This is a genomic window from Ochrobactrum vermis, assembly GCF_002975205.1.
In the GTDB taxonomy this organism is placed as follows: domain Bacteria; phylum Pseudomonadota; class Alphaproteobacteria; order Rhizobiales; family Rhizobiaceae; genus Brucella; species Brucella vermis.
In genome coordinates this window covers 1989767-2016484 of record NZ_PCOC01000002.1, presented here as the reverse complement: position 1 = coordinate 2016484, position 26718 = coordinate 1989767, and the positions used below count along the sequence as shown (strand labels likewise).

Sequence of the window (26718 nt, the reverse complement as noted above, 5' to 3'; positions counted from 1 at the left end):
CAAAAGGCCCGCGAAAGCGGGCCCTTTGATGTGTGATCCTATGCCCCGTAAGGCACCCAGATGTTCTTTACCTGTATCGCGCGGCGCAGATAATTCCGGCCTTGTCCATTCGCCTTGTTGAGCCAGTTGGGCTGGCGGCCATTGTTGACCCAGGTTGCTTTGAGATTGCCCGCCGACGCCTTTTCCACCATGGCACTGCCCTCGCGCGAGCCGAAATACCAGAGTGCTGCAACATCATCATGCTCGGCAAGTGTCTTCGTCAAAAGGTCGCGTTCGCCAGTGACGATATTGACCACACCGCCGGGTACGTCGGACGTGTCGAGTACCTGATAGAAATCGCCTGCGATCAGCGGATGGCGGCTCGAAGGCACCACCACCGCCCGATTACCCATGGCGATGGCAGGCAGAACCAGGGAGACGAGCGAGAGAAGCGGCGCTTCGTCCGGGCAGACGATGCCCATTACGCCCCATGGTTCGTGCATTGCCAGCGTCACATGACGCGACTTGGTGGAATGAACAGCTCCATCGAACTTGTCGGCCTGTGCGGCGTAATAGAAAATGCGGCGCAGTGCGTTTTCGAATTCTTCTTCGGCCTTTTTCTGACTGATGCTGGTGCTTTCGACCAGCCGCGCGATGAAATCCGTACGGCGCGCATCAAGGTTCTCACCGAGATAGTACAGTACCTGCGCACGGTTATGGGCGGTTGCACTGCTCCAGCTGGAAGCCTTGGCCGCTGCTTCAACCGCATTGCGGATGTCTTTGCGGTTACCGATGCCAGCCTGACCGATGACCGCCCCGCCTTTGCCTGTTACCGAATAGCCGTAGCCGCCGTCGGGGCGGGCCTGCTTGCCGCCAATATAGTTTTTCATCGTGCGATCAATGCCGTCGATGATGATCTTGTCGTCGCCAGATGGTGAGGCTGAAGGCGCGAAGTTTTCGATAGCCTTGGGAGCGACGAGCGCCTTTTCCCAATCGGAGACGAGATATTCGTACATGCCTTCGCGTGCACCCTCGCGACCGAAACCGCTTTCACGATAGCCGCCAAAGCCCGCGCCTGCATCCAGCATATTGGTGCAATTGATCCAGACGACACCGGCCTTTACCCGAGCAGCGAGATCAAGCGCGACATTGATGTTCTCGGACCAGATCGAGGCGGCTAGCCCGTAGCGCGTGTTGTTGGCGAGCGAGACGGCCTCGTCCGGAGTGCGGAAAGTGGTCGCCGCCGCAATGGGCCCGAAGATTTCCACCTGACAGACGGTTGATGCCTGATCCACCTCGGTGAAAAAGCCGGGCGCGATATAGTTGCCCTTGGCCGGAAGCGGGTTCGGCGTCTGCCAGAGAGCACCACCTTCCTCGATGCCTTTCTGGATGAGATCGGAAATGCGCTTCACCTGACCGGGCGAAACGATGGCGCCGACATCTGTGGATTTGTCGAGTGGATCACCAACGCGCAGTGTCTCGAGGCGCTTTCTGAGCTTGGTATAGAAGCGGTCGGCAATGCCTTCCTGCACAAATAGGCGCGAACCGGCGCAGCAAACTTCGCCCTGATTGAACCAGATGGCATCGACGACGCCTTCAACTGCGGCATCGAGATCGGCGTCTTCAAAGACGATGAAAGGTGATTTGCCGCCCAATTCCAGCGACAGCTTCTTGCCCGAACCGGCAATCTGCTCGCGGATGACCCGGCCTACCTGCGTCGAGCCGGTGAAGGCGACCTTATCCACACCGTCATGACCGCAGATTTCTGCACCCGTGGTCCCGTCGCCCTGTACGATGTTTACGACACCGGCAGGCAGACCGGCCTCATGGCAGATTTCGGCAAAGGCGATAGCGGTGAGTGGTGTCAGGTCGGCAGGCTTCAGCACGACCGTATTACCGGCGGCAAGTGCAGGCGCGATCTTCCAGGCAAGCATGAGAAGCGGGAAATTCCAAGGAATGACCTGACCGCAGACACCAACCGGCGAAAAGCCCTTGAATTCGTCTTCCACCATCTCGGCCCAGCCTGCATGATGATAGAAATGACGGGCGGCGAGCGGAATGTCGATATCGCGGGTTTCGCGGATCGGCTTGCCGTTGTCCATGGTTTCCAGCACGGCCAGAAAGCGCTCGCGCTTCTGGATGTGGCGGGCGATGGCATAGAGATATTTGGCGCGCTCATAGCCAGACAGTTTGGACCATTTGCCGAAGGCAGCGCGGGCGGCTTTCACCGCCTGATCGACATCTTGCGCATTACCGCAGATGATTTCGGCGAGCTTGTCGCCATTGGCCGGATTGGCGACGACAATCGCCTTGCGGCCTTCCGGTTTGACAAAAACGCCATTGATATAATGGCCGAAAGAGCAGCCATGCTGTTCCAGCCACAGGTTCACATCGCCGTTTGCTTCGGGGGAAGGTCCATATTCCATGGTCTTCAGGATGTCCTTGATGGGTCGCATTTGAATGTATTCCTTACGCAGCGGCATGGCGGTTGGCGGCGGAGTAGCGTCCGGTCACGAAGTGCTCCAATTGCCGTTCGATATCGCCAAGCATCGACGATGCGCCGATGCGGAACAGATCGGGTTCCAGCCAGCGATTGCCGAGTTCTTCTTTCATGAGGCTGAGCCAGGCGAGCGCGTCCTTGGAGGTCTTGAGGCCACCCGCCGGTTTAAAGCCGACGATCTGGCCGGACAGCTCGCCGTAATCGCGTAGTGCCCGCACCATGGTCAGGCTCACCGGCAAGGTGGCGTTGACGTCTTCCTTGCCCGTCGAGGTCTTGATGAAATCGGAACCTGCCTGCATCGCCACCATCGAGGCGCGATAGACATTGGTCAGCATGTTGAGATCGCCGGTTGCGAGGATCGCCTTCATATGCGCTTCACCGCATACTTCCCGCATGGCAGCGATTTCATCGTATAGCGCTGACCAGTTTTGTGTCAGCACATGCTCGCGGGTAATCACGATGTCGATTTCATGTGCGCCCTGTTCGACGGCATAGGCGATTTCAGCAAGGCGGAGCGGCAGCGGGGTCAGTCCGGCGGGAAAGCCGGTCGCAACGGAGGCAACCGGAATGCCGGAGCCTTCAAGGGCCTTCACCGCATGCGGCACCATGGTGGGATAAACGCAAACCGCGCCCGTGGTGATGCCCGCATCTGCAAGGTCCAGCGCTTCCAGAATATCCTCGCGCACCGGGCGGCGTGCCTTGGCGCAGAGCCTGCGCACACGGCCCGCCGTGTCGTCGCCTGCAAGTGTGGTGAGGTCGATGCACTGGATGGCGCGGATGAGCCAAGCAGCCTGATATTCCTTTTTCACCGAACGGCGGGCGCTGATTGTAGCAGCGCGGCGCTCGGAAGCGCTGCGATTGACGGACACATCCTCAAACCATTCCGGCTTGAGCGGCGTCCCGTTATTGCGGGGGAGGGCTTCGGTCATTTCATTGTCCGTTCATAAGTTCAGATGCGTTCAGGCACATTCGATCGTGGGAGCGTGATCGCGGCAGAACGTTTCGAATTCTTCCTGGCTGGCATAGGCTTTCTGCGTGCCGGGCCGGGTGATGGAATGGGCCGCATAAAGTGCGGCTTTGCGAAGCGAGGCTTCCACATCGCCGGTCCCGGCGTAAAAGCGGGCAAAGGAGCCGATAAAGGCATCGCCTGCGCCGGTGGTATCTTTCGGCGTTACCTTGACCGGCTGAATATTGACGATCTCGCTTGCGGTAATCATGCGCGCGCCGCGTCCGCCGAGCGTGACGATGACGGTGCGGATGCCGCGCGCGATGAGCGAACGCGCTGCGGTGGCGATTTCATCGTCCGTGCCGGTTGGCAGGCCGGAGAGGATTGCCAGCTCGCTCTCATTCGGCACGAGAAACGTCACCTGCCGGATACGTTCCGGATCGAGATTGGCGGCAGCAGGCGCAGGATTCAAAATGGTTTCGATGCCGTTTTCAGCGGCGAAAGCGATGGTGTGGTAGACGGTCTCGACCGGCACTTCCATCTGCATCAAAATGAGGCCGCACCCTTTCAGATCATCGGCAGCCTTGTCGACTTCGGCGGGCAGAAGATCGGCATTGGCACCCTTGACGATCAGGATCGAATTTTCACCCGATGGTTCGACAAAGATCGGCGCAACGCCGCTCGATTTGCCGGGAACTTTGCGCACATGGCGCGTATCGACGCCGAACTGGTTCAGGTTGCGGATCGTATTATCGGCAAAAACATCATCACCGACCCGCGTGACCATCATGACATCTGCGCCAAGGCGCGCGGCAGCGACGGCCTGATTGGCGCCCTTGCCGCCACAGCCTATTTCAAATGTCGGCGCTTCCAGCGTTTCGCCGGGGCCGGGCATACGGTTCACATAGGTGATGAGATCCACCATGTTGGAGCCGACCACTCCGATCTTTCTGGTCATGAGACGTTCCTTTGAAATTTCAGAGTGCCTTGATCCGGGCTTCAAACTGCTCGGCGGCTGCCGTATCGAGATAGCCGACGCGTACGGGGAAGATGGCGCGCTCGCCCGACGCCAGCACCTGCACATTGTTCTTGGCCTTTTCCGCCAGGTAGCCTTCCGGCTCGCAGGTAGAAGGCAGGGCAAAGGCTGCAACCTGTGCATCCCCGTTCACGAGAATCCAGCGCACGGTTTTTGGGAAGATTTCGGTCGGATACGAAATGCCAAATCCGTCGCCCTCGGGAAGCTGCATCATCAGATGCGTGTTACCGTCGGCGTCCCTCGGCAGTCCCCGAATATAGAAGACCTGTTCGGGGTCGTAACGCTCCGGTTCATCCAGCACTTCCATCGCGGCTGGATCGGTGGCCAGTTCGTCGATCAGCGACAGGTAGTCGTCATTGGGCGTAACATGGCCGGGAACGGCGGTGCGCACCTGCACGTTATCCGGCGCATAGGGCACTGGCTGCACAATCTGCGCACCTTCCGCATAGGCGAAATTGACGTGGCACATATACATCAGCTCCATCGGAGCGGATGAAAGATTCTCGACGTCCATGGTGATATCGAACAGCGTTTCATCGGCATGAAGCCGCACACTGGGCCGTGCCAGATAATGCGCGCCGAAGCCCATCACATATTCATATTCGCCGGTAATCTCCACAAAAGTGCCGCGCTCGTCATGGCCGAACAGAAGACCGGCCTTGTCCATCCTCGCGCAGGCCATTTCGCCATGCAGAAGATGATTGTCCTCAGGGGAGGGGCAGCCATTGCGCAGGATGCCGCTGTGGAACGCAAAGCAGCCATAGGTCTCGACGATGGTGGTTGCCGGGCGCGGCATGGAAAAGCTGTTGCCCATGGTCAGATCGACGCCGTCGAACTCCGCTCCCCAGATCATTTGCCCCATGAAGGGCAACACGATGATATTGCCGCGCTCGTTCTCGACCAGTAGCGCCTCGATACCGCTTGGATAGCGAAAGGCCGTAACGCTGAGACCGTAGGTATTGGCGATGACATGCGGCTGGTCAGAAAAATCCTGACGGCGAAGATGAAATTCGATGTCCTGCCCGATAGTCTTCATGGGGGATCACCTGCCCTGATTGCGCGACGCATTGATCGCGATGACGAGAATGAGAAAAGCGCCCCAGATGAAATCAATAAGATGGTTGGAGAACCGCATCATCTGGAAGCCGGAGGAAAGCAGCATCAGGGCAATCAGCGCGATGGCGATGCCCAGCACTCGCCCCTTGCCGCCTGCCGGGTTGGTGCCGCCGAGAACGGCGATCAGCACGGCTTGCAGCAGATAGGATGCGCCATAGTCCGATTTGGCTGCGTTGGTGCGGCCCGACAGGATGATCCCGGCTATGGAGGCAAGCACGCCGGTGAGCATGTAGGAATAGAGGATCATGCGATCCTTGCGGATGCCGGCAAAGACGGCGGCCCGCGGATTGGTGCCGATCAGCATGAGATTGATGCCGAGCGTCGTGCGCGTCAGGAGGATTGCCACGACGATGCATACCGCGATGAACAGCAGGAATGGCGTGGCGATGCCGAACATCTTGCCGTTGCCGACCCAGTTCCACGCATCTGGGAAACCGACGATGGCCGGTCCGCCGGTCAGAACCAGGGCAAGCCCCATCAACACTTGTCCGGTGCCGAGTGTGGCAAGGATCGGCGTGATGCGCAGCTTGGCTATCAGCAGGCCGTTGACCAGCCCAGCTACCAGCCCGATCAGCAAGGCGAGCAATATGCCGATGATGGTATAGAACAGCATTCCCGAGCCGGAAGCCTGTGCCGCCTGCACCATGGAAGAATGGAAGTAAACCCCGGCCATGATGCCCGCCAGATTGGCGATGCCCACCACCGAAAGGTCGATACCGCCCGTCAGCATTGCAATCATCATGGCGACGGAGAGGATGCCCAGCTCCGGCATGATGTAGCTGATGGATTCGAAGTTGTAATAACGCAGGAACTTGTCCGGGTTCATCCAGGTCATCAGCGCAAAGACTAGTATGGTGATGACGATGAGCTGGATGATGTTGTTATCTCCGCCAAGGATGCGGCGCATGTCGAAAGACTGTTTCATGTCGCGCTCTCCCTTCAGGCGATGCTTTTGCGGTCACGCCATGCGGTGATGGCCGTGGCGACGATGATGATGAGGCCCACCACGACGCGCTGCCATGTGGTGTCCACCTTCATGATGATGAGTGAGTTCTTGACCATGACGAGCATGAAGACACCCATCAAAGTGCCGAGAACCGTGCCGCGTCCGCCGAAGATCGAGGCGCCGCCCAGAACAACCGCTGCGATCACGTCCAGCTCAAGCCCGACGAAATCGCGCGGATTGGCAAGCCAGATCATGGAGGAATGCAGAAGTCCCGCGAAGCCTGCGAGCGCTCCGGCCACGCAATAGACGAAGAAGATCGTGCGGCGGGTATTGAAGCCGACGCGCTTTGCTGCTTCCGGCGAACCGCCATAGGCATAAACGCTGCGCCCGATCATAGTGTAATTGAGGATCAGGTGGATCAGCAGGGCCAGCGCCAGATAGACCAGAAACATCGCGGTGAGGCCGAACGTCGTGCCGGAGGCCGATGTCAGCGAGATCACGTCCGTCTTGCCGAATTCGATCAGTTCCTTCGGCATCTTGTTGATGTTGACGGTGCTGGTGCCGACAAGGCCCAGCACCAGCCCGCGCACGATGGAACCGGTGCCGAGTGTCACGATCAGCGGGATCATCTTGAAGCGATGGATGATGAAACCGTTGAATGTACCGAGCAGCAGGCCGATCAGCGTTGCCGCCACGAATGGAATTAACACCCCGTCATAGCCGAGATAGACCATGGCGCGGACGGTCAAATACATGGCTGCGATGGCAAAGGCGGTGAAGGAGACGTCGATGCCGCCTGAAATCATCACCAGCAGAACGCCGAGCGCCATGATGCCGATCACGACATTGGAGCGCAGAAGGCCGAAGATATTGTCCAGCGACCAGAACGCCGGATTGATGAGGCTGATGATGACCATCGCCGCGAACAGCACGCAGGCAATGATGAATTCGGTACTGCGAAAGAACTTCATGTGCCGGTTCCTCAATTCAGCGTCTTGAGCCGGTCATTGACGGCATCTTCGGTCATGGTTTCACCGGAAAGTTCGTCGACGAAACGTCCGCGATGCATCACCAGCACACGATTGCAGTTCTGCACCAGCTCGGGCACATCGTCGGAAATCATCAGGACGGCAAGCCCTTCGTCGCGGGCGAGCTTGCGGATGATGTTGTGAATCTGCGCCTTGGAGCCGACGTCGACACCGACGGTCGGCCCGTTGAGGATCAGCACTTTTGCGCCCGTCAGCAGCCAGCGCGCCAGCACCACTCGCTGCGCGTTTCCGCCCGACAGGTGATTGACCGGCGTATGCGGACCGGGGGCGACGATGTGCAGTGCCGAGAACATGTCGCGGGTGGTGGCATCGGCCTTGTTGCGGTCGATGAAAAGACCCCGGACGAATTTCTCGATCGACGTGACGATGATGTTGCGCTCGATCGATTGGGTCAGAAACAGGCCTTCCGTCAGGCGGTCTTCCGGTACATAGGCGACGCCGCAGGCGATCCCTTCCTGTACGGTGGTCGGATGGACTTGCCTGCCGTCGATCCGAACGGAGCCGGTGAAATGCGGCTTCATGCCGAACAGCGCCAGCGCCAGTTCCGTGCGACCGGAGCCGATCAGCCCCGATATGCCGACGATCTCGCCCGCACTGAGAGTGAGGCTGGCATTTTCCACCGAGCCCGGAACAGAAAGGTTCTTGATTTCGAGAGCCGGATTGGCGGATGAACCTTCACGCGGTGTCCAGTGATAGTGGTCCGATGTGAGTTCCTGGCCTGTCATGGCGCGGGTGATCGACGGTTCGTCGAATTCGGAAATCGGACCTTCGGCAACCTTCTTTCCATTGCGGAAGACGGTCAGTCTTTCACTGATTTCCAGCATCTCGCGCATCTTGTGGCTGACGAAGAGCACAGCGATTCCCTGCGCCTGAATATCACGCACGATCTTGAACAGCGCATCGACCTCGTGCCGCGTCAGTGCGGTGGTCGGCTCGTCCATGATGATGAGGCGGGCGTCTGCCATGACGGCGCGCGCGATCGCCACGATCTGCTTGCCCGATGTCGGCAGGCTGTCCACATCCGCGTCGAGATCGATGCTGACGCCAAGCCGGTCCAGCGCCTTCTGCGCCAGTTCGCGCACGCGCTTCCAGTCGACGCCCTTGCGGCCTTCGATGAGGAAAGTATTGATTGCCAGATTTTCGGCAACGGTCAGGTTCCCGAACAATGAGAAGTCCTGATAGATCACCTGAATGCCGTGATGAACCGATTTGACGGGGTTGAGCTTGCCGACGGGCTTGCCGTCGATCAGTATCTCGCCGTCTTCCGGCGTGTAGACACCCGACATGACCTTGATGATGGTGGATTTGCCGGAACCGTTCTCGCCTGCGAGACAGTGGATTTCACCGGGCTTGATGGCAAAGGAAACATCGTCCAGTGCCCTGACGCCGCCGAAGCGTTTTCCGATATGGCGCAGTTCGATCAGGTTTTCACTCATAAAGGGCCTCGTGCAAGGCTGGAATGCAATTTGTCCGGCGGGAAGGGCAGAAAACCCCTCCCGTCAGAGACAGTCATGGATATTAGAAGTCGTATTTATCCATGTTTTCCTTGGTCACGCCGACCCAGCCCGCGCCGTAAAGCAGGTTCGGTTTGGCTGCATCCGGCGCCAGCAGGCTTTCATAGCCAGGCAGGCCCAGATTGAGACCGGCCTTGATCTGGTCGTTCTTCTTCTCAAGTGCGGCGACAGCCAGCATGTTCATGGCGTAGCCTGCAACGGCAGGGTCCCAGAACTGGATGTACTGGATGTCGTCGTTCTTCAGATATTCGCCAGCCACCGAGACGAGGCCCGTGCCTGCGAAGAAGACCTTGCCCTTGAGACCGCCTTCGGCGATCAGGCGTCCGGCACCGGCAGAGGTTGGCATCGGTGCGCCGAGAACGCCTTTGATATCCGGATAGGCGGTCATCGCTTCCTTGAGCTTGTTGTAGTCGGTATTGGCGTCGTCATAGGTTTCGAGACGGCCGGTCGCCTCTGCCATTTCGGGGAAATTGGCCTTCTGGTATTCGACGGCGCCGTCGATCCATTCCATCTGCGACTTGGAGGTCAGGCTGCCGACGGTCGTGACATATTTGCCCTTGCCGCCCATCGACTTGCCGAGTTCCTTCATGAGGTTGGCGCCGTAGGCCTTGTTGTCGAAGGCTTCGATATCAAAATCGACGTTCTGGATATTGGACGCTTCGTGGCTGATGACCACGATACCGCGTTCGCGCGCCTTCTTCAGAACCGGTTCCACCGCTTCAACGGAGAACGGAACGATGGCAATAGCGTCAACGCCCTGCGCAATCAGGTTTTCAACGATCTGCACCTGTGCCGCGGCATCTGCCTGGCTTGGACCGACCATCCAGACGTCATTGCCCGTATCCGCCTTGAACTGGTCGACGCCGTCGCGCATACGATCGAACCAGGCAATGCCGTCCACCTTCACAACAGTCGCAATAGTGTACTTCTTGTCGTTGGCAGTGGTGATCAGCTCTTTGTTGATTTTCGTTGTGTCAACGACACCTTCCGCAAGAGCCTGCGGAACCGCCACGGACATGGCAATCGCCACGGATGCTAGAAATTTTTTCACTGGTATTTCCTCCCGAGACGCATCCCTGACCGTCGCGGACAGAGTGCGCGTTACTTCAACATGCCGACGCACCCCGGAACGGTGGGGAGCGTCAGCGTTCTCCTCCTTGCCCGGCTTCCCGGCCGGGCGAAAATTTAATCTGTTTTCCCGCCTGTCTGACGCTTCCCGGTCTGTTGGCCGAAGAACGGAATTCTGTTCGGCGCGCGCAAAACCCTGTTGTCATATCCTCCCAACAATGCGAATTATAATGTTACAATTCGATCATTATGTTTGGATCGTTTCACATTTATATTCAGCCTGTCAAGATCGGATGATCGCAATTGCGTGAAATGTGACGGACGTATAAACGGGTGAGCGAACCGCGAAGAATGGGGACAGCGTGAGCAGAATCAGCCGGAAGGAAGAGCGGATTGCCGAATTGGCGGCGCTGGTCGATGAAGTCGGTGTGCTTCGCCTGCGTGATGCGGCAGCGCGTCTCGGCGTGTCGGAAATGACGATCCGCCGTGATATCGGCAGCGATGGTGGGATGCTCAATTGTTTGGGTGGTTACATTATCCCCACTCAGGACGGCTCGAACGGCGATTATGTCTTTGATTTTGAAAAAGACAGCCACGCCAATGCGAAAGCGCAGGCTTGCTCGGCAGCCGCTGCATTGATCGAACCCTATGACACTGTTTTCATCGATTGCGGAACCACGATGCCGCACCTTGCTCACCGCATCCCGCAGAACCAGCACATTACGGTTGTCTGTTACGCTCTCAACATTGCGGAAATCCTTTCGCAGCGCGGCGATGTCCGGCTCATGGTTCTGGGCGGGCTCTATCACCCGGAAGCGGCATCGTTTTCAAGCGACGAGGGGATCGACGTTCTGAAGCGCGTCAACATCAACAAGGCTTTTCTGTCGGCAGGCGGCGTCGATGATCAGCACGGGGTCACCTGCTCGCACTTCCATGAAGTGCCGATCAAGCAGATGGCCATGCAGCGCGCCGTTCAGAAATACCTCGTCGTTGATCCGAGCAAGCACGGTAAGGTCCGTGCCGCGCGTTTCGCAGGCATATCCGACTTCACGTCGATTGTGTCGGGTTAGAGCACATCCCGAAAAGTGCGAAACGGTTTTCGGGACAAGATGTGCGTCAAAACAAGAGATAGTTCATTTATTTTCGGATCAGCAGGCCTTCCAGAAGCGTCCGGAACGCCTTGACGGCTCGCTTCGATGTGGCTTCTGGATCGTCTGAATTGGCGATCCACTGCGCAGCACTGCTGCTCGCTGCATTGATCAGCCGGGCGGCTGCTTCCGAGTCGATATCGACGATGACACCTTCTTCACACAATGCATCGAGGCTTGTGGTTATCGTGCGGATACAGCCATTGGCGCTCGGCCAGCTGGAGGGGTCGCCGAACACTGCCGGCCCATCGCGAAACATGATGCGCTGGATTTCCGGCTCAAGCGCCATCTCGATATAGGCTGTATTCTCGTCGACAAAACCCTGCCACCGGTCGGATGCCCTGGCAGAAATGGTGCATAATCTCGCGGCCATTTCGCAATCGATTTCGTTGATCACGGCCTGGAGAAGGCCCTTCTTGTCGCCGAAATGATGATAGAGCGCGCCGCGTGTCAGCCCGGCGGAAGCGGTAAAATCATCCATCGAAGCTTCGGCATAACCAACGGTCCCGAAAGCCTTGCGGCCCGCAGCCATCAGCTTCGTCCTTGTTTCGGCAATCATTTCGCTTCGTGGTTTACGCATCGTCGCTCCAAAGCTTTCTGTCTGGGCGTAATCTTATCGATCCCCGTTTCACTCCGGTCGGATTACGCTTTAATTTTCATACGCTGCGTATACTAGTTGACATACGCCGCGTATCAATTATTTAATTAACATACGGACCGTATGCAAGTGACGTAATTTCCCCTTTCAAGGACCCACTCCGATGTCCAATCCATATAGAGAAATTTTCAGCGCTCCAGGCGCTATCGGCTTTTCGGCGGCTGCGTTCTTCGCTCGTCTTCCTTTTGCGATGGCGCCCGTCGGCATCGTGGCCATGCTTGCGCAGACCCATGGCGAATATTGGCTTGCGGGCGCGGTTTCGGCCACCTTCGCGCTGACGAATGCATTCATATCGCCGCAAATATCGCGGCTTGTCGACCGTTATGGGCAAAGCCGCATTGTCATGCCTGCCACAATCGTTTCGGTGATAGCCTTCGCCCTTCTGATTGCGTCAACAAATCAGGGCTGGGCGAACTGGACATTGTTCGTCTCGGCATTCTTCGCCGGTGCCATGCCAAGCATCCCGGCCATGGTGCGGGCAAGATGGACGGAAATTTTCCGCAACCGTCCTGAATTGAATACCGCTTTCGCATTCGAGTCGGCTGCAGACGAACTGGTCTATATTTCAGGTGCGTCCCTTTCCGTGGCTTTGGCGGTTTCGCTGTTTCCCGAAGCGGGGATGCTTATCAGCACGGCATTTCTGGCTGTGGGCACGACCGCCTTCCTTCTGCAGCGTTCCAGCGAGCCGCCGGTTCGTGCGCTCGATCAGAATAGCCCGCAACGCTCCGCAATCTGGTCGCGACCCGTTCAGATTATTACGCTGGCACTCATCTTCGTCGGTTCCACTTTTGCGACGGCCGAAGTCAGTGCCGTGGCGATCACACGCGAGCTCGGTCAGCCCGGCGCGGCCAGCCTTGTGATCGGCGTCTATGCCATAGGTTCGTTCCTTGTCGGGATAACGCTCGGGGCACTGGCGCTTCGTATGCCACTACAGCGCCAGTTGATGATTGCCGTCAGCGTGCTGGCACTGACTGCGCTGCCGCTACCCTTCGCCGGTACGTCGACCACGCTTCTTGCAACTGCGGTGTTCGTCAGCGGCGTTGCGATTTCTCCGACATTCATCACGGCCTTCGGTCTGATCGAACGCCGCGTGCCTGAAACAGTGCTGACCGAAGGCATAACCTGGGTGATGACCGGCATCGGTATCGGGATGGCGTTCGGTGCGTTCGTTGCCGGCTGGGTGGTTGACAATTTCGGTGCCGCAAACGGCTTCTGGGTTTCGGTCGCAGCCAGTTTCAGCGCCGCAGTCGTTGTCGCGCTGGGTCAGGACAGCCTGTCCGGAGCAACGGAAACTGTCGAATGTGATGCACTATGCGCAGCGGAAGCAGCAGAATAAATCCATAGGGCGAGCGGGCATGACCCGCTCGTCAATCTCCATAAATGCGGTCTTCCAGTGGTGTAGAAGCAATCAACGTCTTCAATCCGGCCAGCATGGCCTTTTCGGCCTTGTTGAGATTGGTTTCCGGATTGTGGATCAGGAAAACATCGATGGCGGGTGGGGTATCGTAAGGTGGCAGACGCCAGAGAAGACCGTCAGCAATCTCGCGTCGCGCCACATGCAGCGGAAGCGGGCCGATGCCAAGCCCGGTGATGATCATCCGGCGCACTTCTTCGAGGCTCGATGAGGTGCCGACGACATCCGGTGAAAGCCGCGCTTCACTGCGCAGCAGGGCCACGGGGCGTAGCGCGTCGGCAATATGGTCGGTCTGAAACGACACCGATGGTTCCCCTTTCAGATCGGCAAGCGTCAGACCGGACTGGCCGAACATCCGGTGTCGGGGACCGCAGAAAAAGCCGAAGAACTCACGATAGACCATGGTGTAATCCAGCGCCGGATCGCGATTGCTCACCAGACCAAGGCCGAAAGAGGTACGCTTCTCCCGCACCAGCCGGGCGACTTCTGTGCTGGCGGATACGTTGATCGTCAGCGTTGCACGGGGATGCTGCTCGTGAAACAGCGCAAGCGCCTGGTCGAAGATCGGCGATACGATGTGGCTGGCGACCGAAATGGTGACATGGCCGGTTACATCGTCACCGACCCCCCGCACAAGCTGCGGCAGTTGCGAAATGGCACCGAAGACTTCGATGCTCTGTTCATAGAGCAGTTTGCCGACTTCCGTCAGCTCAAAATGTGTGGCGTCACGCTCCACCAGCCGCTGGCCGATACGCTCTTCCAGCCGGCGCAGCGCATTGCTCACGCTCGGCTGTTTGAGGTTGAGGCGCTCGGCGGCGCGGGTGATGCTTTTCACTTCGGCGATCACCACAAAACTGCGCAGAAGGTTCCAGTCCAGATCCCAGACAAGGCGCTCGGGGCGGTGTAGCGACATGGGTTCATCCATTCATGAAATCTATGCGATCTATTCCCATTATCTATTTGCGAAATGCATCCATAAAAGCAATCATGAATATTGAGGGGCATCAAATAGCCTCAAGAAAAACAACAAGAGGAAGTCGGGAACAGCATGTTCAACAAATTCACGGGTTTCATTGCCGCTGCCGCGATTGCCGCCACCGCAGTTTTTGCGGTCGCGCCCGCACAGGCGGATGATCTTGAAAAGATCAAGGCATCGGGCGAACTGAAGATCGCCATGAGCGGCCAGTATCCGCCGTTCAATTTCGTCAACGAGAAGAACGAGGTTGTGGGCTTTGACGCTTCCATCGGCGCGGCTATTGCCGAGCGCATGCAGTTGAAGCCGCAGCTCATCACCACGGCCTGGGACGGTATCGTCGCCGGTCTTCGGGCTGGCAAGTTCGACACGGTGGTCGGCTCCATGACGATTACGCCGGAACGCGAGAAGGCCGTGGACTTCGTTGGGCCGTATTATCACGCGGGTCGCGCGGTTTTCGTGAAGGAAGACTCTGCCGTTCAGAAGCTGGATGACCTCAAGGACAAGACCTTGGGCGTGACGCTTGGTGAAACCCATGAGAAATGGGCGCGTGAACAGGGCGGCTGGACCATTCGCACCTATAAGGGCCTGCCGGAACTGATGCTCGAACTGAATTCGGGTCGTGTTGACGCCATCGTTGTCGACAACATCCCGGTCATGGTGGCGATCAAGGAAACCGGCCAGAAGGTCCGCAAGCTCGATACGCCGGACATTGAAGGCGGCAGCGTTGCCATCGGCATCGCCATCCGCAAGAACAATCCGGAGCTGAAGGCTGCGATGCAGAAGGCTCTCGACGAGATCATGGCCGACGGCACCTACGAGAAGATCTCGATGCAATGGGTCGGCAGCGACATTCGCTGATATGTCGTCATCCCGGCCCGGCATATGTCCGGGCCGGTTGAGAACCGATTGACCGGAGTTTTCCGATGGATTTTGCGTTGATGCAGCGCGTCCTCCCGTTTTTTCTGGAGGCGGCATGGGTAACTGTGCAAATTTCCGCGCTGGCCCTCATTCTGGGCCTTGCGGTGGCTGCGATACTTGTGGCGGCACGCCTGTCCCGCTCACCGATTTTGCGGGGGCTTGCAGCCGCCTATGTCAGTGTCTTTCGCGGCACGCCTTGCCTTGTACAGCTCTTCATCCTTTATTTCGGCGGTCCGCAGGTCGGCATCAATCTGGAACCGTTTGCCGCCGGCGTCATCGGGCTCGGGCTGAATATCGGCGCCTATATGTCGGAATCGATCCGCGGCGCAATCCAGAGTGTCGATCGCGGCCAAAGCGAAGCGGCGCGCTCCATCGGCTTCGGGCGCGGCCAGACCATGCGGCTCGTCATACTGCCGCAGGCCGCGCGGCTGATGATCCGTCCGCTCGGCGTCAACGCCATTGCTCTTCTGAAGGGCTCGGCGCTGGTCTCCACCATTTCGGTGGTTGAGCTGACCTATACGGCGCAGCGTTTCATCGGTTCGACCTACAAGCCGTTCGAGATTTTCGGTGTCGCCGCCGTTCTCTACATGATCATCATCTATGTCATGGCGCGTGGGGTCGATTTTCTCGACAAGCGCTTCGCGGCGCAGTGAGGGAGGACTGGATGCAGGCTCTCGATTTCAGCATCGTCACTCCCTATACGGATCTGCTTTTGACCGGACTGTGGTGGACGCTTGTTCTGACCGTTGCTTCTGCCTTCTTAAGCTTCGTGCTCGGCATCGCATTTGCGCTGGTGGTGCTTTATGCGCCTGCCATCCTTGCATGGCCGGTGCGGTTCTTCATGTGGCTGTTCATGGGAACGCCGCTTCTGCTGCAACTGTTCCTCATCTATTTCGGGCTGGCTCAGATCGGCATCGATATTCCGGCCCTTGGTGCTGGCATTATCGGCCTCAGCCTGCACTTTGCCGTCTATAATGCCGACATCATCCGCGCAGGCATTGTGGCTGTCGATCCCGGTCAGATGGAAGGTGCACGTTCCGTCGGTTTCAGCCACAGTCAGGCTTTGCGCTATGTCGTCATTCCGCAGGCGATCCGCAACACGATCCCGCCGATTGGCAACAACATGATCGTTCTTCTGAAGGATACGTCGCTGGTCTCTATCATCGGCATCGCGGAACTGGTGCACAGCGCCCAGCTTGCCATCAGCGAAACCTTCAGCCCGTTTGAATTCTATATCACCGTCGCGGCCATCTATTACCTGGTCAATCTTGTCCTTGAGGCAGGCCTGCGGCGCATTGAAAGAAAAGTGGAGGTCACGCGATGAGCAGCTCCAAATCGGCAAAACCGATGGTCGAAGTGAAGGATGCCCGCAAGGCTTACGGTGCGCTGGAAGTGCTGAAAGGCATCGATCTTTCAGTAGGGCGCGGCCAGATCGTTGCGATCATCGGTCCGAGCGGTTCAGGCAAAAGCACGCTTCTGCGTTCGATCAATCACCTGGAAACGCTGAATGGCGGTGAAGTCTGGCTCGATGGCGTGCAGGTCAACCAGCCGCTGGCAGGACAAGCCTTCGAAAAGCACATCAATGCGGTGCGCCAGCAGATGGGCATGGTGTTCCAGCACTTCAATCTGTTCCCGCATCTGACGGTGCTGGAAAACATCACGCTCGGCCCGATCAAGCTCAAGGGCATGACGAAGAGTGCAGCGCGCGCACTGGCGCTGGAACTTTTGTCAAAGGTGGGGCTTGCCGACAAGATCGACGTCTACCCCTCGCGCCTGTCGGGCGGGCAGAAGCAGCGCGTGGCCATTGCGCGTGCGCTCGCCATGCAGCCGAAGGTGATGCTGTTCGATGAGGCCACGTCGGCGCTCGATCCCGAGCTGGTGGATGAAGTCAATGCTGTCATGAAGCAGCTTGCCGCCGAACATATGACGATGCTGATCGTCACGCATGAGATGCGATTTGCGGGCGAGGTCGCCGACCGCATCCTGTTCATGGATGGCGGCGTGGTGGTGGAAGAGGGGCCGCCGGATCAGATTCTGAGCAATCCGGTGCAGGAGCGTACCCGCTCCTTCCTCAAGAAATATCTGGCTGCGTGAGGTATCGGAATGAGCGATAGAAACGTCAACGAGTTTGCCGATTTTGGGGAGTTTCCCGATTTCGGACTGACCCCGGCGCAGCGGCGCGAAGCAGTCCTTGGCCATTATTACGAATATCCCGGCATGGACGGGCCACGCGGTGAAATCTGGTGCTATACCGATGCTTATTCCTATCTGCCGGGTGCGATTGTTCATCTGCAGGTGAGCGCGACCGCCTCGCGCTTCGATATCGAAATCGTGCGGGACGGGGCAGTGGAAACGCCGGTTTTCTCCAAGCGCGGGATCGACTGCAAATGGCAGGAAACACCGGCACAATGTTCGGTTGTCGGCTGCGGCTGGGAAACGACATTCGCCTTCAAGACGGATGAGAACTGGCCTTCAGGCGCTTATCGCATCACCTTGAAGGCGCATGGTAATGACGGTCAGCCGATCCATTGCCATCACCTGTTCATTCTGCGACCGGCAGCGGGCCGCAAGCCCGGTCGTATCCTGCAGGTCGCGGCGACCGGCACCTGGACGGCATATAATACCTGGGGCGGTTCCAACCACTATCAGGGCATTACCGGGCCAGATGGCGATCAATATGCAACGACGGTGAGCATCGAGCGCCCGTTCTGCCGTGGCTTTGCTGTCCTGCCATCCGATGCGCCTCGCGTGCCGCTGGAGTTTGTGACGCCGCCCGCTGCACCGCCGCGCTATCCGCATATGGAGTGGGCCTATGCCAATGGCTACTCCAAGAAATATGCCTCCTCCGGCTGGGCAAGCTATGACAGTCTGTTCTTCCGCTGGGCCGAACGGGAAGGTTTTGCGGTTGATCTCGCCAGCCAGCACGAACTGCATTTCTCGCCGGAAATCCTCGACGGTTATGATTGCGTGGCCTTTGTCGGTCACGACGAATACTGGACATGGGAAATGCGCGATGCCGTCGATCATTATGTCGATGGCGGCGGGCGTGCGGCACGTTTTGCGGGCAACTTCATGTGGCAGACCCGGCTTGAGGATGATGGCAAGCGCCAGACTTGCTACAAATATCGCGCCCGCGCCGAAGACCCGGTCTATCGCTCCGCAGATCCGCGTCGTACCAGCGGTTGCTGGGAAGCGACGGAAACCGGACGGCCTGCTGCCGAAACCTTCGGTCTCAATGCGTTGCGCGGGCTTTATGTCGGCTGGGGTGGTTGCGCCCCACGCGGCGTGCGTGGTTTTCCGGTCTATCGCCCCGAACATTGGGCTTTTACTGGTACCGGCATCTATTATGGCGATCTTTTGGGCGCAGACGGTCATGCCTTCGGCTACGAAGTTGATGGGCTCGATTATGTGATCCGGGGCGGCCTGCCGGAGCCGGAAGAGGGTAGCGGCGTACCCGATGGATTGCAGATTCTGGCGCTCGGCATGTCGTCTCTCAAGGAAGAGAGCGCGGATATTCCAGCCGACGACCAGTTCCTCTCCGATGCCGATGCCAAATTTGTCGCCGATACGCTGATCGGCGACAATGGCGATGCAGCCGTCGAACGCATCAAGCGCGGCTGCGGCATGATCGTCAATTTCCCGCGCGGCAAGGGTGAGGTTTTCCACGCCGGAAGCTGCGAGTGGGTGGCGGCTCTCAAACGCGGCGACCGTATGGTCGAGCGTGTGACCGCCAATGTTCTCAACCAATATCTCAAGCGCTGACAGAGTAACGCCATGCTCAACACAAAAGCACAGAACGAACGCCCCGCATCGCATCTTTTCTACCAGTCGCGCCTGCGCAGGCCGCTGGTTGATCGTGCCGAGGGCATCTACATCTGGGATCAGGACGGACGCCGCGTCATCGACGGGTCGAGCGGCGCGATGGTGGTCAATATTGGTCACGGCAATCGCTATGTGCTCGACGCCATGAAAGAGCAGATGGATCGCGTCACCTTCGCTTATCGCCTGCATTTCGAAAACGAACCGGCGGAAGATCTGGCGCGCATGGCCGCCGAGCGTATGCCGGAAGGTCTGGACAAGATTTTCTTTGTTTCCGGTGGTTCGGAAGCGGTCGAATCCTGTATCAAGCTCGCCCGCCAATGGGCGGTTGCGACCGGGCAGGGCACGCGCTGGAAAGTGATCTCGCGCTTTCCATCTTACCATGGCGGCACGCTTGGCGCTCTGGCTGTCACCGGCTATGCGGCTTTGAGTGAGCCTTTCGCACCCATCATGCGCGAAATGCCGAAAGTCCCGGCACCGACCGCCTATCTCGACCGCGACAATCTCACGATGGAACAGCGCGGCCAGAAATATGCCGACATGCTGGAGGAGAAGATTCAAGAAGAAGGCCCTGAAAGCGTCCTCGCCTTCATCATGGAGCCAATTGGCGGCGCCTCGACCGGGGCGCTGGTCGCGCCCGACAGCTATTATCCGCGCATCCGCGAAATCTGCGACCGTTATGGCATCCTGCTGATCCACGACGAGGTGATGAGCGGCGCCGGGCGCACCGGCAAGTTTCTCGGCGGTGACCACTGGAACTGCAAGCCTGATCTGATCGCGCTTTCCAAGGGCTTTGCCTCCGGCTATTGCCCGCTTGGCGCAATGGCGGCACCTGCCCGTATCGTGCAGCCGGTTCTGGATGCCGGGGGCTTCCTGCATGGTTTCACCTATGCTGGCAATCCGCTGGCTTGCGCGGCAGGCAAGGCGGTGCTGCAGGAGATTGACCGTCTTGATCTGGTCGGCAATGCCGCCCGCATGGGTGATGCGCTGAAGGGCGAGCTGGAAGGGCTTGCAAAACGCTTCCCCTTCATCGGCGATGTGCGCGGCAAGGGCTTGCTGCTGGCAGCCGAGTTCGTGTCCGATCCTGAAACCATGAAGCCGCTGCCGAAGGAACTGAACGCTCATCAGCGCATGGTCGATCTCGCCTATGAACGCGGGCTGATCATTTATTCGCGCCGCACGCGCGGCGGCGTCGAGGGTGATCACTTCCTCGTCTGCCCGCCCATGGTCGTGAACCGCGAACAGGTCGGCGAGATCACCGCCATTCTTGGCGATACGCTGGAGGTTCTGGCGCGTGAACTCAACCTGCCCGTGAATGCGTAAGGAAACCGGATCATGACCGACAAGAAGAAAACGCGTCGCAAGGTGATTATCACCTGCGCGGTGACGGGCTCCGTCCATACGCCGACCATGTCACCGCATCTGCCGGTGACACCGGATGAGATCGCCAGCGAAGCCATTGCGGCGGCGGAAGCGGGCGCATCCATCCTGCATCTTCACGCCCGCGATCCACGCGACGGCAGGCCGTCCGCCAATCCAGACCTGTTCATGCAGTTCCTGCCGCGTATCAAGCAATCGACGAGCGCGGTGGTGAATATTTCCACCGGTGGCTCGTCGCTGATGACGCTGGAAGACCGGCTGGCCGCGCCGCTCAAGGCAGAACCGGAAATGTGTTCGCTCAACATGGGCTCGATGAATTTCGCGCTGTTTCCGGCCCTCGACAAGCCGCGTGAATGGAAACATGCGTGGGAACCGGAATTGCTGGAAGCCACGCGCCATTCGATTTTCAAGAACACTTTCGCGGATATGGAAGGCATTTTGACCAGCCTCGGACAGGGCTGCGGCACGCGCTTCGAGTTTGAATGCTACGATGTCGGCCATCTCTATTCGCTGGCATATTTCCGCGACCGGGGACTGGTGTCGGGCCATTTGTTCATCCAGTTCGTCTTCGGTGTTCTGGGCGGTATCGGGGCCGATCCGGACAATCTCATGCATATGAAGCGCATCGCCGACAAATTGTTCGGGGACGACTATTCCTTCTCCGTGCTGGCGGCGGGACGGCATCAGATCCCGATGATCACCATGGCGGCTGCCATGGGCGGCAATGTTCGCGTCGGGCTGGAAGACAGCCTCTATGACGGGCGCGGCCAGCTCGCCAAAAGCAATGCCGATCAGGTGCGGCGCATCCGCGGCATCCTCGACGGCCTGTCGCTGGACGTTGCAACGCCTGACGAGGCGCGTGAATATCTGGGCCTTAAGGGTGGAGACAGGGTGGCGTTCTAGAGCATGTCTCCCGAAAGCGGGAACCGCCTCCGCAGGGAAATCAGTCCACTGGACTGATTTCTGACCCCGCTACGACGGGATAAAGACATGCGTAAAACAGGAAATGCTCTAATGCCGAAGATCGTGTTGGACAACAAGACAGGCGTCGTGGTCAGGCTTGGCGAGCTTGCCGATGCTGAACAGATTCACGCAGCAATCTGCACGATGGGCGCAGGACTTGGCGCAGCGGGCAAAATCTCCAGCACGGTTGAGGATTTCCGCCGTTACGGTTTTGGTCCCTATGCCGCTTTTACCAGTCTGATCGCCGAAGTGGACGAGGTATTTGCCGGGCTCGCCCTGTTCTTCCCGATCTTCTCGACATGGTTGGGCAAGCCCGGTGTTTTTGTGCAGGACCTCTACGTCGATGAAGCCTTTCGCGGCAAGGGGATCGGCGAGGTGCTTTTGCGCCATGCCGCCTCCTGGTCGATGGCGCGCGGCGGCGTCTATCTGCGGCTGGCCGTGGACCGGGACAATGTCGCAGCGCAAAGATTTTATGACCGGCTGGGTATCGGCTGGATCGAAGCCGACCGAGATCACGGCGCCTATGGCGATGATTTCGCCCGTCTGGCGCGTATCAATCAAATGAGGGAGCAGTCATGAAAGCCTTTTACGCTGTCGAGCAGAAGCGTCACGACCCGAAAGCCTTTCTATCCAGCGGTGCGCCGCAGCCGAACCCTGAACAGCCGGAGCGCGCCGAGCGTCTGCTCACCGGTGCCAAGGCCGCAGGCTATGAGATTATCCGTCCGCAAAATCATGGCCTTGGCCCGATTGCGGCCGTGCATACGCCGGAATACCTTGAATTCCTTCAGCACATCCATGCCCGCTGGCGGCGTATCGAGGAGGCTTCAGAAGAGGTCATCCCGAATATCCATCCGCTGGCGCGCGATGGTCGCTATCCGGCATCCGCCGTTGGACAGGTCGGCTATCACATGGCAGATACGGCCTGCCCGATAGCCGAGCACACCTGGGAAAGCGTGTGCTGGAGCGCATGGAGTGCGGTCGATGCCGCTGATGCAGTCCTTGCGGGCGAGGTTGCCGCTTATGCGCTCTGCCGTCCTCCGGGGCATCATGCCTTCGCCGATGTGGCGGGCGGCTTCTGCTTCGTCAACAATTCGGCAGTCGCGGCCCAGCGCCTGCGCTCGAAAGCCGAACGCGTGGCGATCCTCGATGTCGATCTGCATCACGGCAACGGAACGCAAGGCATTTTCTATGCTCGCCCTGACGTGCTGACCGTCTCGATCCATGCCGATCCGGTGCGTTTCTACCCATTTTTCTGGGGCCATGCGGATGAACGTGGTGAGGGCGCGGGGCTTGGCTACAATCTCAACCTGCCGCTGCCGCGCAAATCCGGCGATGCCGAGTTTCTTGCGTCGCTCGATATAGCCTTCCGCCGTATCGAAGCCTTTGCGCCGGATGCGCTGGTGGTAGCGCTGGGCCTCGATCCGTTTGAAGGCGATCCGTTCGGCGGATTGTCGGTCACCACCGGCGGTTTTGGCCGCATTGCCGAAGCAATCGCAAAACTTCGACTGCCAACCGTCATCGTGCAGGAGGGTGGCTATCTGTGCGATGCGCTGGGCGATAATCTCACAGCCTTTCTGGGTGGCTATCAGTCGGTGGCGCGATGAGCGGTCTTGTTACCTTTGTCGGCGTCGCGCATCCGTGGATGTGCGACGTCATGGGACATATGAATGTCCGGTATTATGCCGGGATGTTCGACGATGCGAGCTTTCAGCTCTTGGGCCACATTGCCGGAAAAATTCCCGATGACGGCTTTGGCTGGGCCGATGTGCGCTCGACAACGGACTATAAGCAGGAAGTTCCAGCCGGGGACCTGCTGACGATCAACTCACACGTACTGAAAGTCGGGCGTTCGTCGATCACGTTTCGTCAGACGATAGTGGGTTCGCTCGACGGAGAACTGCGTGCAATCAACGAGGTAACGTCTGTGTATTTCGACAAGGTTGCGCGATGCTCAGTCGAACTCGAACCGGACATGCGCATCCGGGCAGAAAAGCTGTTTGCGGACTAGCCTGCCTGCTGACAGGAAAAGTGCAGCACGCTTTTCGTGCAGTCGCATTGAAGGTCACGCAACAGGCCATCCTTGAGGCCGTACATCCAGCCGTGCACGACAATATCCTTGTTCTGCTTCCAGGCAGACTGCAGGACCGGCGTGCGCGACAGGCTTTCCACCTGAGAGGCGACTGTCAACTCGCAAAGCCTGTTCAGGCGTTCCTCGGGATCGGCAAAGCCGTCCAGCTCCTGCGCGTTTGCCTGTGCGATATCACGAACCGGCTGGAGCCAGTTGTCGATAATGCCGTGACCGTATCCGGCCATGGCCGCCCGCACACCGCCGCATCCATAGTGACCGCAGACGATGATATGTTTGATCTCCAGCACCTCGACTGCGAATTCAAGCACTGACAGCAAGTTGAGATCGGCGCGATGGACAAGGTTGGCGACATTGCGATGCACAAATACTTCACCCGGCTGCAATCCGGTGACAACATTGGCTGGAACACGGCTGTCCGAACATCCGATCCAGAGATATTCCGGGCGCTGTGTGGAAGATAGCCTGTTGAAATAGTCAGGGTCTTCCTGGCGCTTTTCTTCTGCCCATTGCCGGTTGTGTTCGAAAAGGTCTGATATCATGAGCCCGTCTCATTCGGATGATCTTCATTCTCAGACATAGACGGATATAGAAATACAGTAATTGATGTCGATCAAGCACGAACTGCTATCGGCGATAGAAGGAGCGGGACAGGTGCCCGCTCCTTTCTGCGTTCTCAGGCTGTCTTTTCGCGGCGACCGATGCCGAGCAGCTGGTAGAAGACCAAAGCTGCAAGCGTCGATGTAGCGATGCCGCCAAGCGAAAAATCGCCGATCTTCAACGTGAAGTCACCTGCGCCGAAAATCAGTGCGACACCGGCGGTGAACAGATTGCGAGAGTCCGCGAAGTCCACCTTGTTGACGATCCAGATGCGAGCCATGGCAGAGGCAATGAGGCCGAACACCGAAACGGCAAGGCCAGCCAGAACCGGGGCGGGTATCGTCTGCAGGACCGCACCGAATTTCGGCGACATACCAAGGATCAGCGCCATGATGGCTGCAATCACGAAGATCAGCGTCGAATAAACCTTGGTCATCGCCATGACGCCGATATTTTCGGCATAGGTGGTGACGCCGGTGCCGCCGCCTGAACCGGAGATCATGGTCGCAAGGCCATCGCCGAGGAAGCCGCGGCCAATATAACGATCCATGTTCTGGCCGGTAATAGAACCAAGCGCTTTGATATGGCCGAGATTTTCCGCCACCAGCACGACGGCCACCGGCGCGATCAGCGTGATCGCCTGCCAGTTGAACTCCGGCGTGGTGAAATGCGGCAGGCCGAACCATGCGGCATTGCTGACGGCGGTGAAATCGATGCCGGGCACGATGCCGAGGCCGTTGCCGAGGATCAGGACCAGAAGATAGCCGAACAGCAGCGCGAAAAGCACCGACAGGCGCTTGGTTCCACGCGGTCCGTAGGCGGCGATCATCGCCATGCAGAGAACGGTGAGCAGCGCGATGGTTATATGTGTGCCGGTTCCCTTCAACTGGCCGACAGCGACCGGTGCGAGGTTGAGGCCGATGGAAACACCGATGGCGCCGGTGACGACCGGAGGCATCAGCCGTTCAACCCATCCCGTGCCGACGGCCATGACGATAAGGCCGATCAGGGCATAGAGCGCGCCGCAGGCGATGATACCGCCGAGCGCGATTGCAATATTGGGATTGGCGCCGGAGCCGCTATAGCCGGTTGCGGCGATCACAACCGCGATGAAAGCGAAGGACGAGCCGAGATAGCTCGGCACACGGCCTGCCGTCAGCACGAAGAACAGAAGCGTGCCGATACCGGAGAAGAAGACGGCTACATTGGGGTCAAAACCCATCAGCAGCGGGGCCACGATGGTCGAGCCGGACATTGCGAGAAGATGCTGCACGCCCATTGGTATGGCGGCGGCGGCTGGCAGGCGCTCGTCAGGAAGCACGACGGCGTTTGATGTCAAACGCCAACTTGGAAAATAGCCCATGATGTCCCTCTGGAAAATATTATCCTGTTGCCTTTATCGCCTCATGGCGGCGATTTCCAGAGGCGATCGGCCCAAACAGCAAGCGAGCTGTTGATGAGTGGTCTCAATAATTTTCAGCCTGTCACCGTCACGTGGCCCTTATCATTGGTCACCTTTCCGACGATGCTTGCAGATGGATAACCGGCGGCGCGGATGTTGTTCACAAGCCTGTCGGCTTCCTCCGGCGCACAGGATACGAGAAGGCCGCCGGATGTCTGCGGGTCGGTCAGCAATTGCTGTTTCCAGAGCGGATAATCGTCTGGAAGCTGCACATCGCGGCCGTAGCTTGCCCAGTTGCGGGTGGAGGCTCCGGTCACAAAGCCGCCTTGTGTCAGGTGTTCGGCCTGTTTGAGAAAGGGCAGGGCGGCGTAGTCGAGGGAGATACCGGCATGCGAACCACGGGCCATTTCGAGCGCGTGGCCGAGGATGCCGAAGCCGGTGACGTCAGTGATGGCATGGACGGCGTCATCCTTGCCAAGTTCGGTGCCAATCCGGTTCAGCAAGGTGACTGACGCCATCATCTCATCATAACCGGCGCTGTCGAGTTCCTGCTTCTTGAAGGCGGCGGAGTAAACACCGACGCCGATTGCCTTGGTCAGGATCAACGTGTCTCCGGGACGCGCACCGCTGTTCTTGCGCAGGCTCGAAAGCTTGCAGGTGCCGATGACCGCCAGTCCGTAGATCGGTTCCGGCGCGTCGATGGAATGCCCGCCCGCGATTGGAATGCCAGCTTCAGCGCAGATGCTGGAACCGCCTTTCAGGATTTCGCGGATCATTTCGGCTGGCATCTTGTTCACCGGCATGCCGAGGATTGCCAGCGCCATGATCGGCGTTCCGCCCATGGCATAGATGTCGGATATCGCATTGGTGGCTGCGATGCGTCCGAAATCGAAAGGATCGTCCACCATCGGCATGAAGAAATCCGTGGTGGCGATCACGCAGTTTTCGTCATCCAGTTGCCAGACGGCGGCATCGTCGCCGGTTTCCGTTCCAACCAGAAGCTGCCTGAAAGGCTGCATGGCCGGTTGGTCCGCCAGCAGATCCTGCAGGACGGCTGGAGCCAGCTTGCAGCCGCAGCCGCCGCCATGGGCAAGTGTGCTGAGACGAATAGGCGATGCGATATCCATGATGTCCCCTCTATCTCATTGCTTTTACGCATTGTCCTACGCAAAACCGCTTCGCACTTTTGCTGGAAATGCT

At 58.6% G+C, this 26718-nt stretch carries 25 protein-coding genes; 12 read left to right on the top strand and 13 right to left on the bottom strand.

What is annotated here, in order from left to right; genetic code table 11:
• Positions 1-38 precede the first annotated feature (38 nt).
• The 8 genes from CQZ93_RS23595 to CQZ93_RS23560 form a co-directional block, all read right to left on the bottom strand.
• Positions 39-2435: an aldehyde dehydrogenase family protein gene (locus CQZ93_RS23595; protein ID WP_181153459.1), complete on the bottom strand. Its 2397-nt coding sequence runs from the start codon at positions 2433-2435 to the stop codon at positions 39-41.
• Between the two features lie 13 nt (positions 2436-2448).
• Positions 2449-3408: a deoxyribose-phosphate aldolase gene (gene deoC, locus CQZ93_RS23590; protein WP_105544942.1), complete on the bottom strand. Its 960-nt coding sequence runs from the start codon at positions 3406-3408 to the stop codon at positions 2449-2451.
• 30 nt (positions 3409-3438) lie between these two features.
• Positions 3439-4383, bottom strand: a complete 945-nt coding sequence (gene rbsK, locus CQZ93_RS23585; protein ID WP_105544941.1) for a ribokinase — start codon at positions 4381-4383, stop codon at positions 3439-3441.
• A gap of 19 nt (positions 4384-4402) precedes the next feature.
• Positions 4403-5497 carry an aldose 1-epimerase family protein gene (locus CQZ93_RS23580; protein WP_105544940.1) on the bottom strand — a complete coding sequence of 365 codons (1095 nt, stop codon included), beginning with the start codon at positions 5495-5497 and terminating at the stop codon, positions 4403-4405.
• A gap of 6 nt (positions 5498-5503) precedes the next feature.
• Complete coding sequence (locus CQZ93_RS23575; RefSeq protein ID WP_105544939.1) at positions 5504-6502, bottom strand: ABC transporter permease; 999 nt, start codon at positions 6500-6502, stop codon at positions 5504-5506.
• 14 nt (positions 6503-6516) lie between these two features.
• Positions 6517-7494 carry an ABC transporter permease gene (locus tag CQZ93_RS23570; protein WP_105544938.1) on the bottom strand — a complete coding sequence of 326 codons (978 nt, stop codon included), beginning with the start codon at positions 7492-7494 and terminating at the stop codon, positions 6517-6519.
• A gap of 11 nt (positions 7495-7505) precedes the next feature.
• Complete coding sequence (locus CQZ93_RS23565) at positions 7506-9008, bottom strand: sugar ABC transporter ATP-binding protein (protein ID WP_105544937.1); 1503 nt, start codon at positions 9006-9008, stop codon at positions 7506-7508.
• Positions 9009-9090: 82 nt separating this feature from the next.
• A complete protein-coding gene (locus CQZ93_RS23560; protein WP_181153458.1) occupies positions 9091-10137 on the bottom strand; it encodes an autoinducer 2 ABC transporter substrate-binding protein in 1047 nt (348 codons plus the stop codon).
• A gap of 379 nt (positions 10138-10516) precedes the next feature.
• On the opposite strand from CQZ93_RS23560, the gene CQZ93_RS23555 reads away from it, so the two are divergent.
• A complete protein-coding gene (locus CQZ93_RS23555) occupies positions 10517-11224 on the top strand; it encodes a DeoR/GlpR family DNA-binding transcription regulator (RefSeq protein WP_105544936.1) in 708 nt (235 codons plus the stop codon).
• 67 nt (positions 11225-11291) lie between these two features.
• On the opposite strand, the gene CQZ93_RS23550 is transcribed toward CQZ93_RS23555, so the two are convergent.
• The gene (locus CQZ93_RS23550; protein WP_105544935.1) at positions 11292-11882 is read right to left on the bottom strand and encodes a TetR/AcrR family transcriptional regulator; all 591 of its coding nucleotides are present in this window, start codon (positions 11880-11882) and stop codon (positions 11292-11294) included.
• A 181-nt stretch (positions 11883-12063) separates the two neighbouring features.
• On the opposite strand from CQZ93_RS23550, the gene CQZ93_RS23545 reads away from it, so the two are divergent.
• A complete protein-coding gene (locus tag CQZ93_RS23545; protein WP_105544934.1) occupies positions 12064-13296 on the top strand; it encodes an MFS transporter in 1233 nt (410 codons plus the stop codon).
• Between the two features lie 31 nt (positions 13297-13327).
• On the opposite strand, the gene CQZ93_RS23540 is transcribed toward CQZ93_RS23545, so the two are convergent.
• Positions 13328-14287: a LysR family transcriptional regulator gene (locus CQZ93_RS23540; RefSeq protein ID WP_105545278.1), complete on the bottom strand. Its 960-nt coding sequence runs from the start codon at positions 14285-14287 to the stop codon at positions 13328-13330.
• Between the two features lie 135 nt (positions 14288-14422).
• Between CQZ93_RS23540 and CQZ93_RS23535 the strand changes: the two genes are divergently transcribed.
• From CQZ93_RS23535 to CQZ93_RS23490, 10 genes are all read left to right on the top strand, one after another.
• A complete protein-coding gene (locus CQZ93_RS23535) occupies positions 14423-15208 on the top strand; it encodes an ABC transporter substrate-binding protein (protein ID WP_105544933.1) in 786 nt (261 codons plus the stop codon).
• A gap of 65 nt (positions 15209-15273) precedes the next feature.
• A complete protein-coding gene (locus CQZ93_RS23530) occupies positions 15274-15921 on the top strand; it encodes an amino acid ABC transporter permease (protein WP_105544932.1) in 648 nt (215 codons plus the stop codon).
• Between the two features lie 11 nt (positions 15922-15932).
• Complete coding sequence (locus CQZ93_RS23525; protein WP_105544931.1) at positions 15933-16592, top strand: amino acid ABC transporter permease; 660 nt, start codon at positions 15933-15935, stop codon at positions 16590-16592.
• Positions 16593-16615: 23 nt separating this feature from the next.
• Complete coding sequence (locus tag CQZ93_RS23520; RefSeq protein ID WP_181153512.1) at positions 16616-17362, top strand: amino acid ABC transporter ATP-binding protein; 747 nt, start codon at positions 16616-16618, stop codon at positions 17360-17362.
• A gap of 9 nt (positions 17363-17371) precedes the next feature.
• Complete coding sequence (locus CQZ93_RS23515) at positions 17372-19030, top strand: N,N-dimethylformamidase beta subunit family domain-containing protein (RefSeq protein WP_105544929.1); 1659 nt, start codon at positions 17372-17374, stop codon at positions 19028-19030.
• A gap of 12 nt (positions 19031-19042) precedes the next feature.
• Positions 19043-20410 (top strand): aminotransferase family protein, encoded by a 1368-nt coding sequence (locus CQZ93_RS23510; protein ID WP_105544928.1) that lies wholly within the window; start codon positions 19043-19045, stop codon positions 20408-20410.
• Positions 20411-20422: 12 nt separating this feature from the next.
• Positions 20423-21370 (top strand): 3,5-dioxohexanoate:acetyl-CoA acetone transferase, encoded by a 948-nt coding sequence (gene kce, locus CQZ93_RS23505; RefSeq protein WP_105544927.1) that lies wholly within the window; start codon positions 20423-20425, stop codon positions 21368-21370.
• A gap of 111 nt (positions 21371-21481) precedes the next feature.
• On the top strand, positions 21482-22009 hold the full coding sequence (locus CQZ93_RS23500) for a GNAT family N-acetyltransferase (protein WP_105544926.1): 528 nt from the start codon (positions 21482-21484) through the stop codon (positions 22007-22009).
• Positions 22006-23034 (top strand): histone deacetylase family protein, encoded by a 1029-nt coding sequence (locus CQZ93_RS23495; protein WP_105544925.1) that lies wholly within the window; start codon positions 22006-22008, stop codon positions 23032-23034. Before CQZ93_RS23500 ends, CQZ93_RS23495 begins: the two co-directional genes overlap by 4 nt.
• Complete coding sequence (locus tag CQZ93_RS23490) at positions 23031-23438, top strand: acyl-CoA thioesterase (protein ID WP_105544924.1); 408 nt, start codon at positions 23031-23033, stop codon at positions 23436-23438. Before CQZ93_RS23495 ends, CQZ93_RS23490 begins: the two co-directional genes overlap by 4 nt.
• On the opposite strand, the gene can is transcribed toward CQZ93_RS23490, so the two are convergent.
• The 3 genes from can to selD all read right to left on the bottom strand — a co-directional run bounded on the left by can (position 23435) and on the right by selD (position 26645).
• Complete coding sequence (can, locus tag CQZ93_RS23485) at positions 23435-24058, bottom strand: carbonate dehydratase (RefSeq protein ID WP_105544923.1); 624 nt, start codon at positions 24056-24058, stop codon at positions 23435-23437. The two genes, CQZ93_RS23490 and can, sit on opposite strands and share 4 nt — an antisense overlap.
• Before the next feature lie 134 nt (positions 24059-24192).
• A complete protein-coding gene (locus CQZ93_RS23480; protein WP_105544922.1) occupies positions 24193-25479 on the bottom strand; it encodes a solute carrier family 23 protein in 1287 nt (428 codons plus the stop codon).
• Positions 25480-25592: 113 nt separating this feature from the next.
• Entirely contained in the window at positions 25593-26645 is a 1053-nt protein-coding gene (gene selD, locus CQZ93_RS23475; protein WP_105544921.1) for a selenide, water dikinase SelD, read from the bottom strand.
• Positions 26646-26718: the final 73 nt, after the last annotated feature.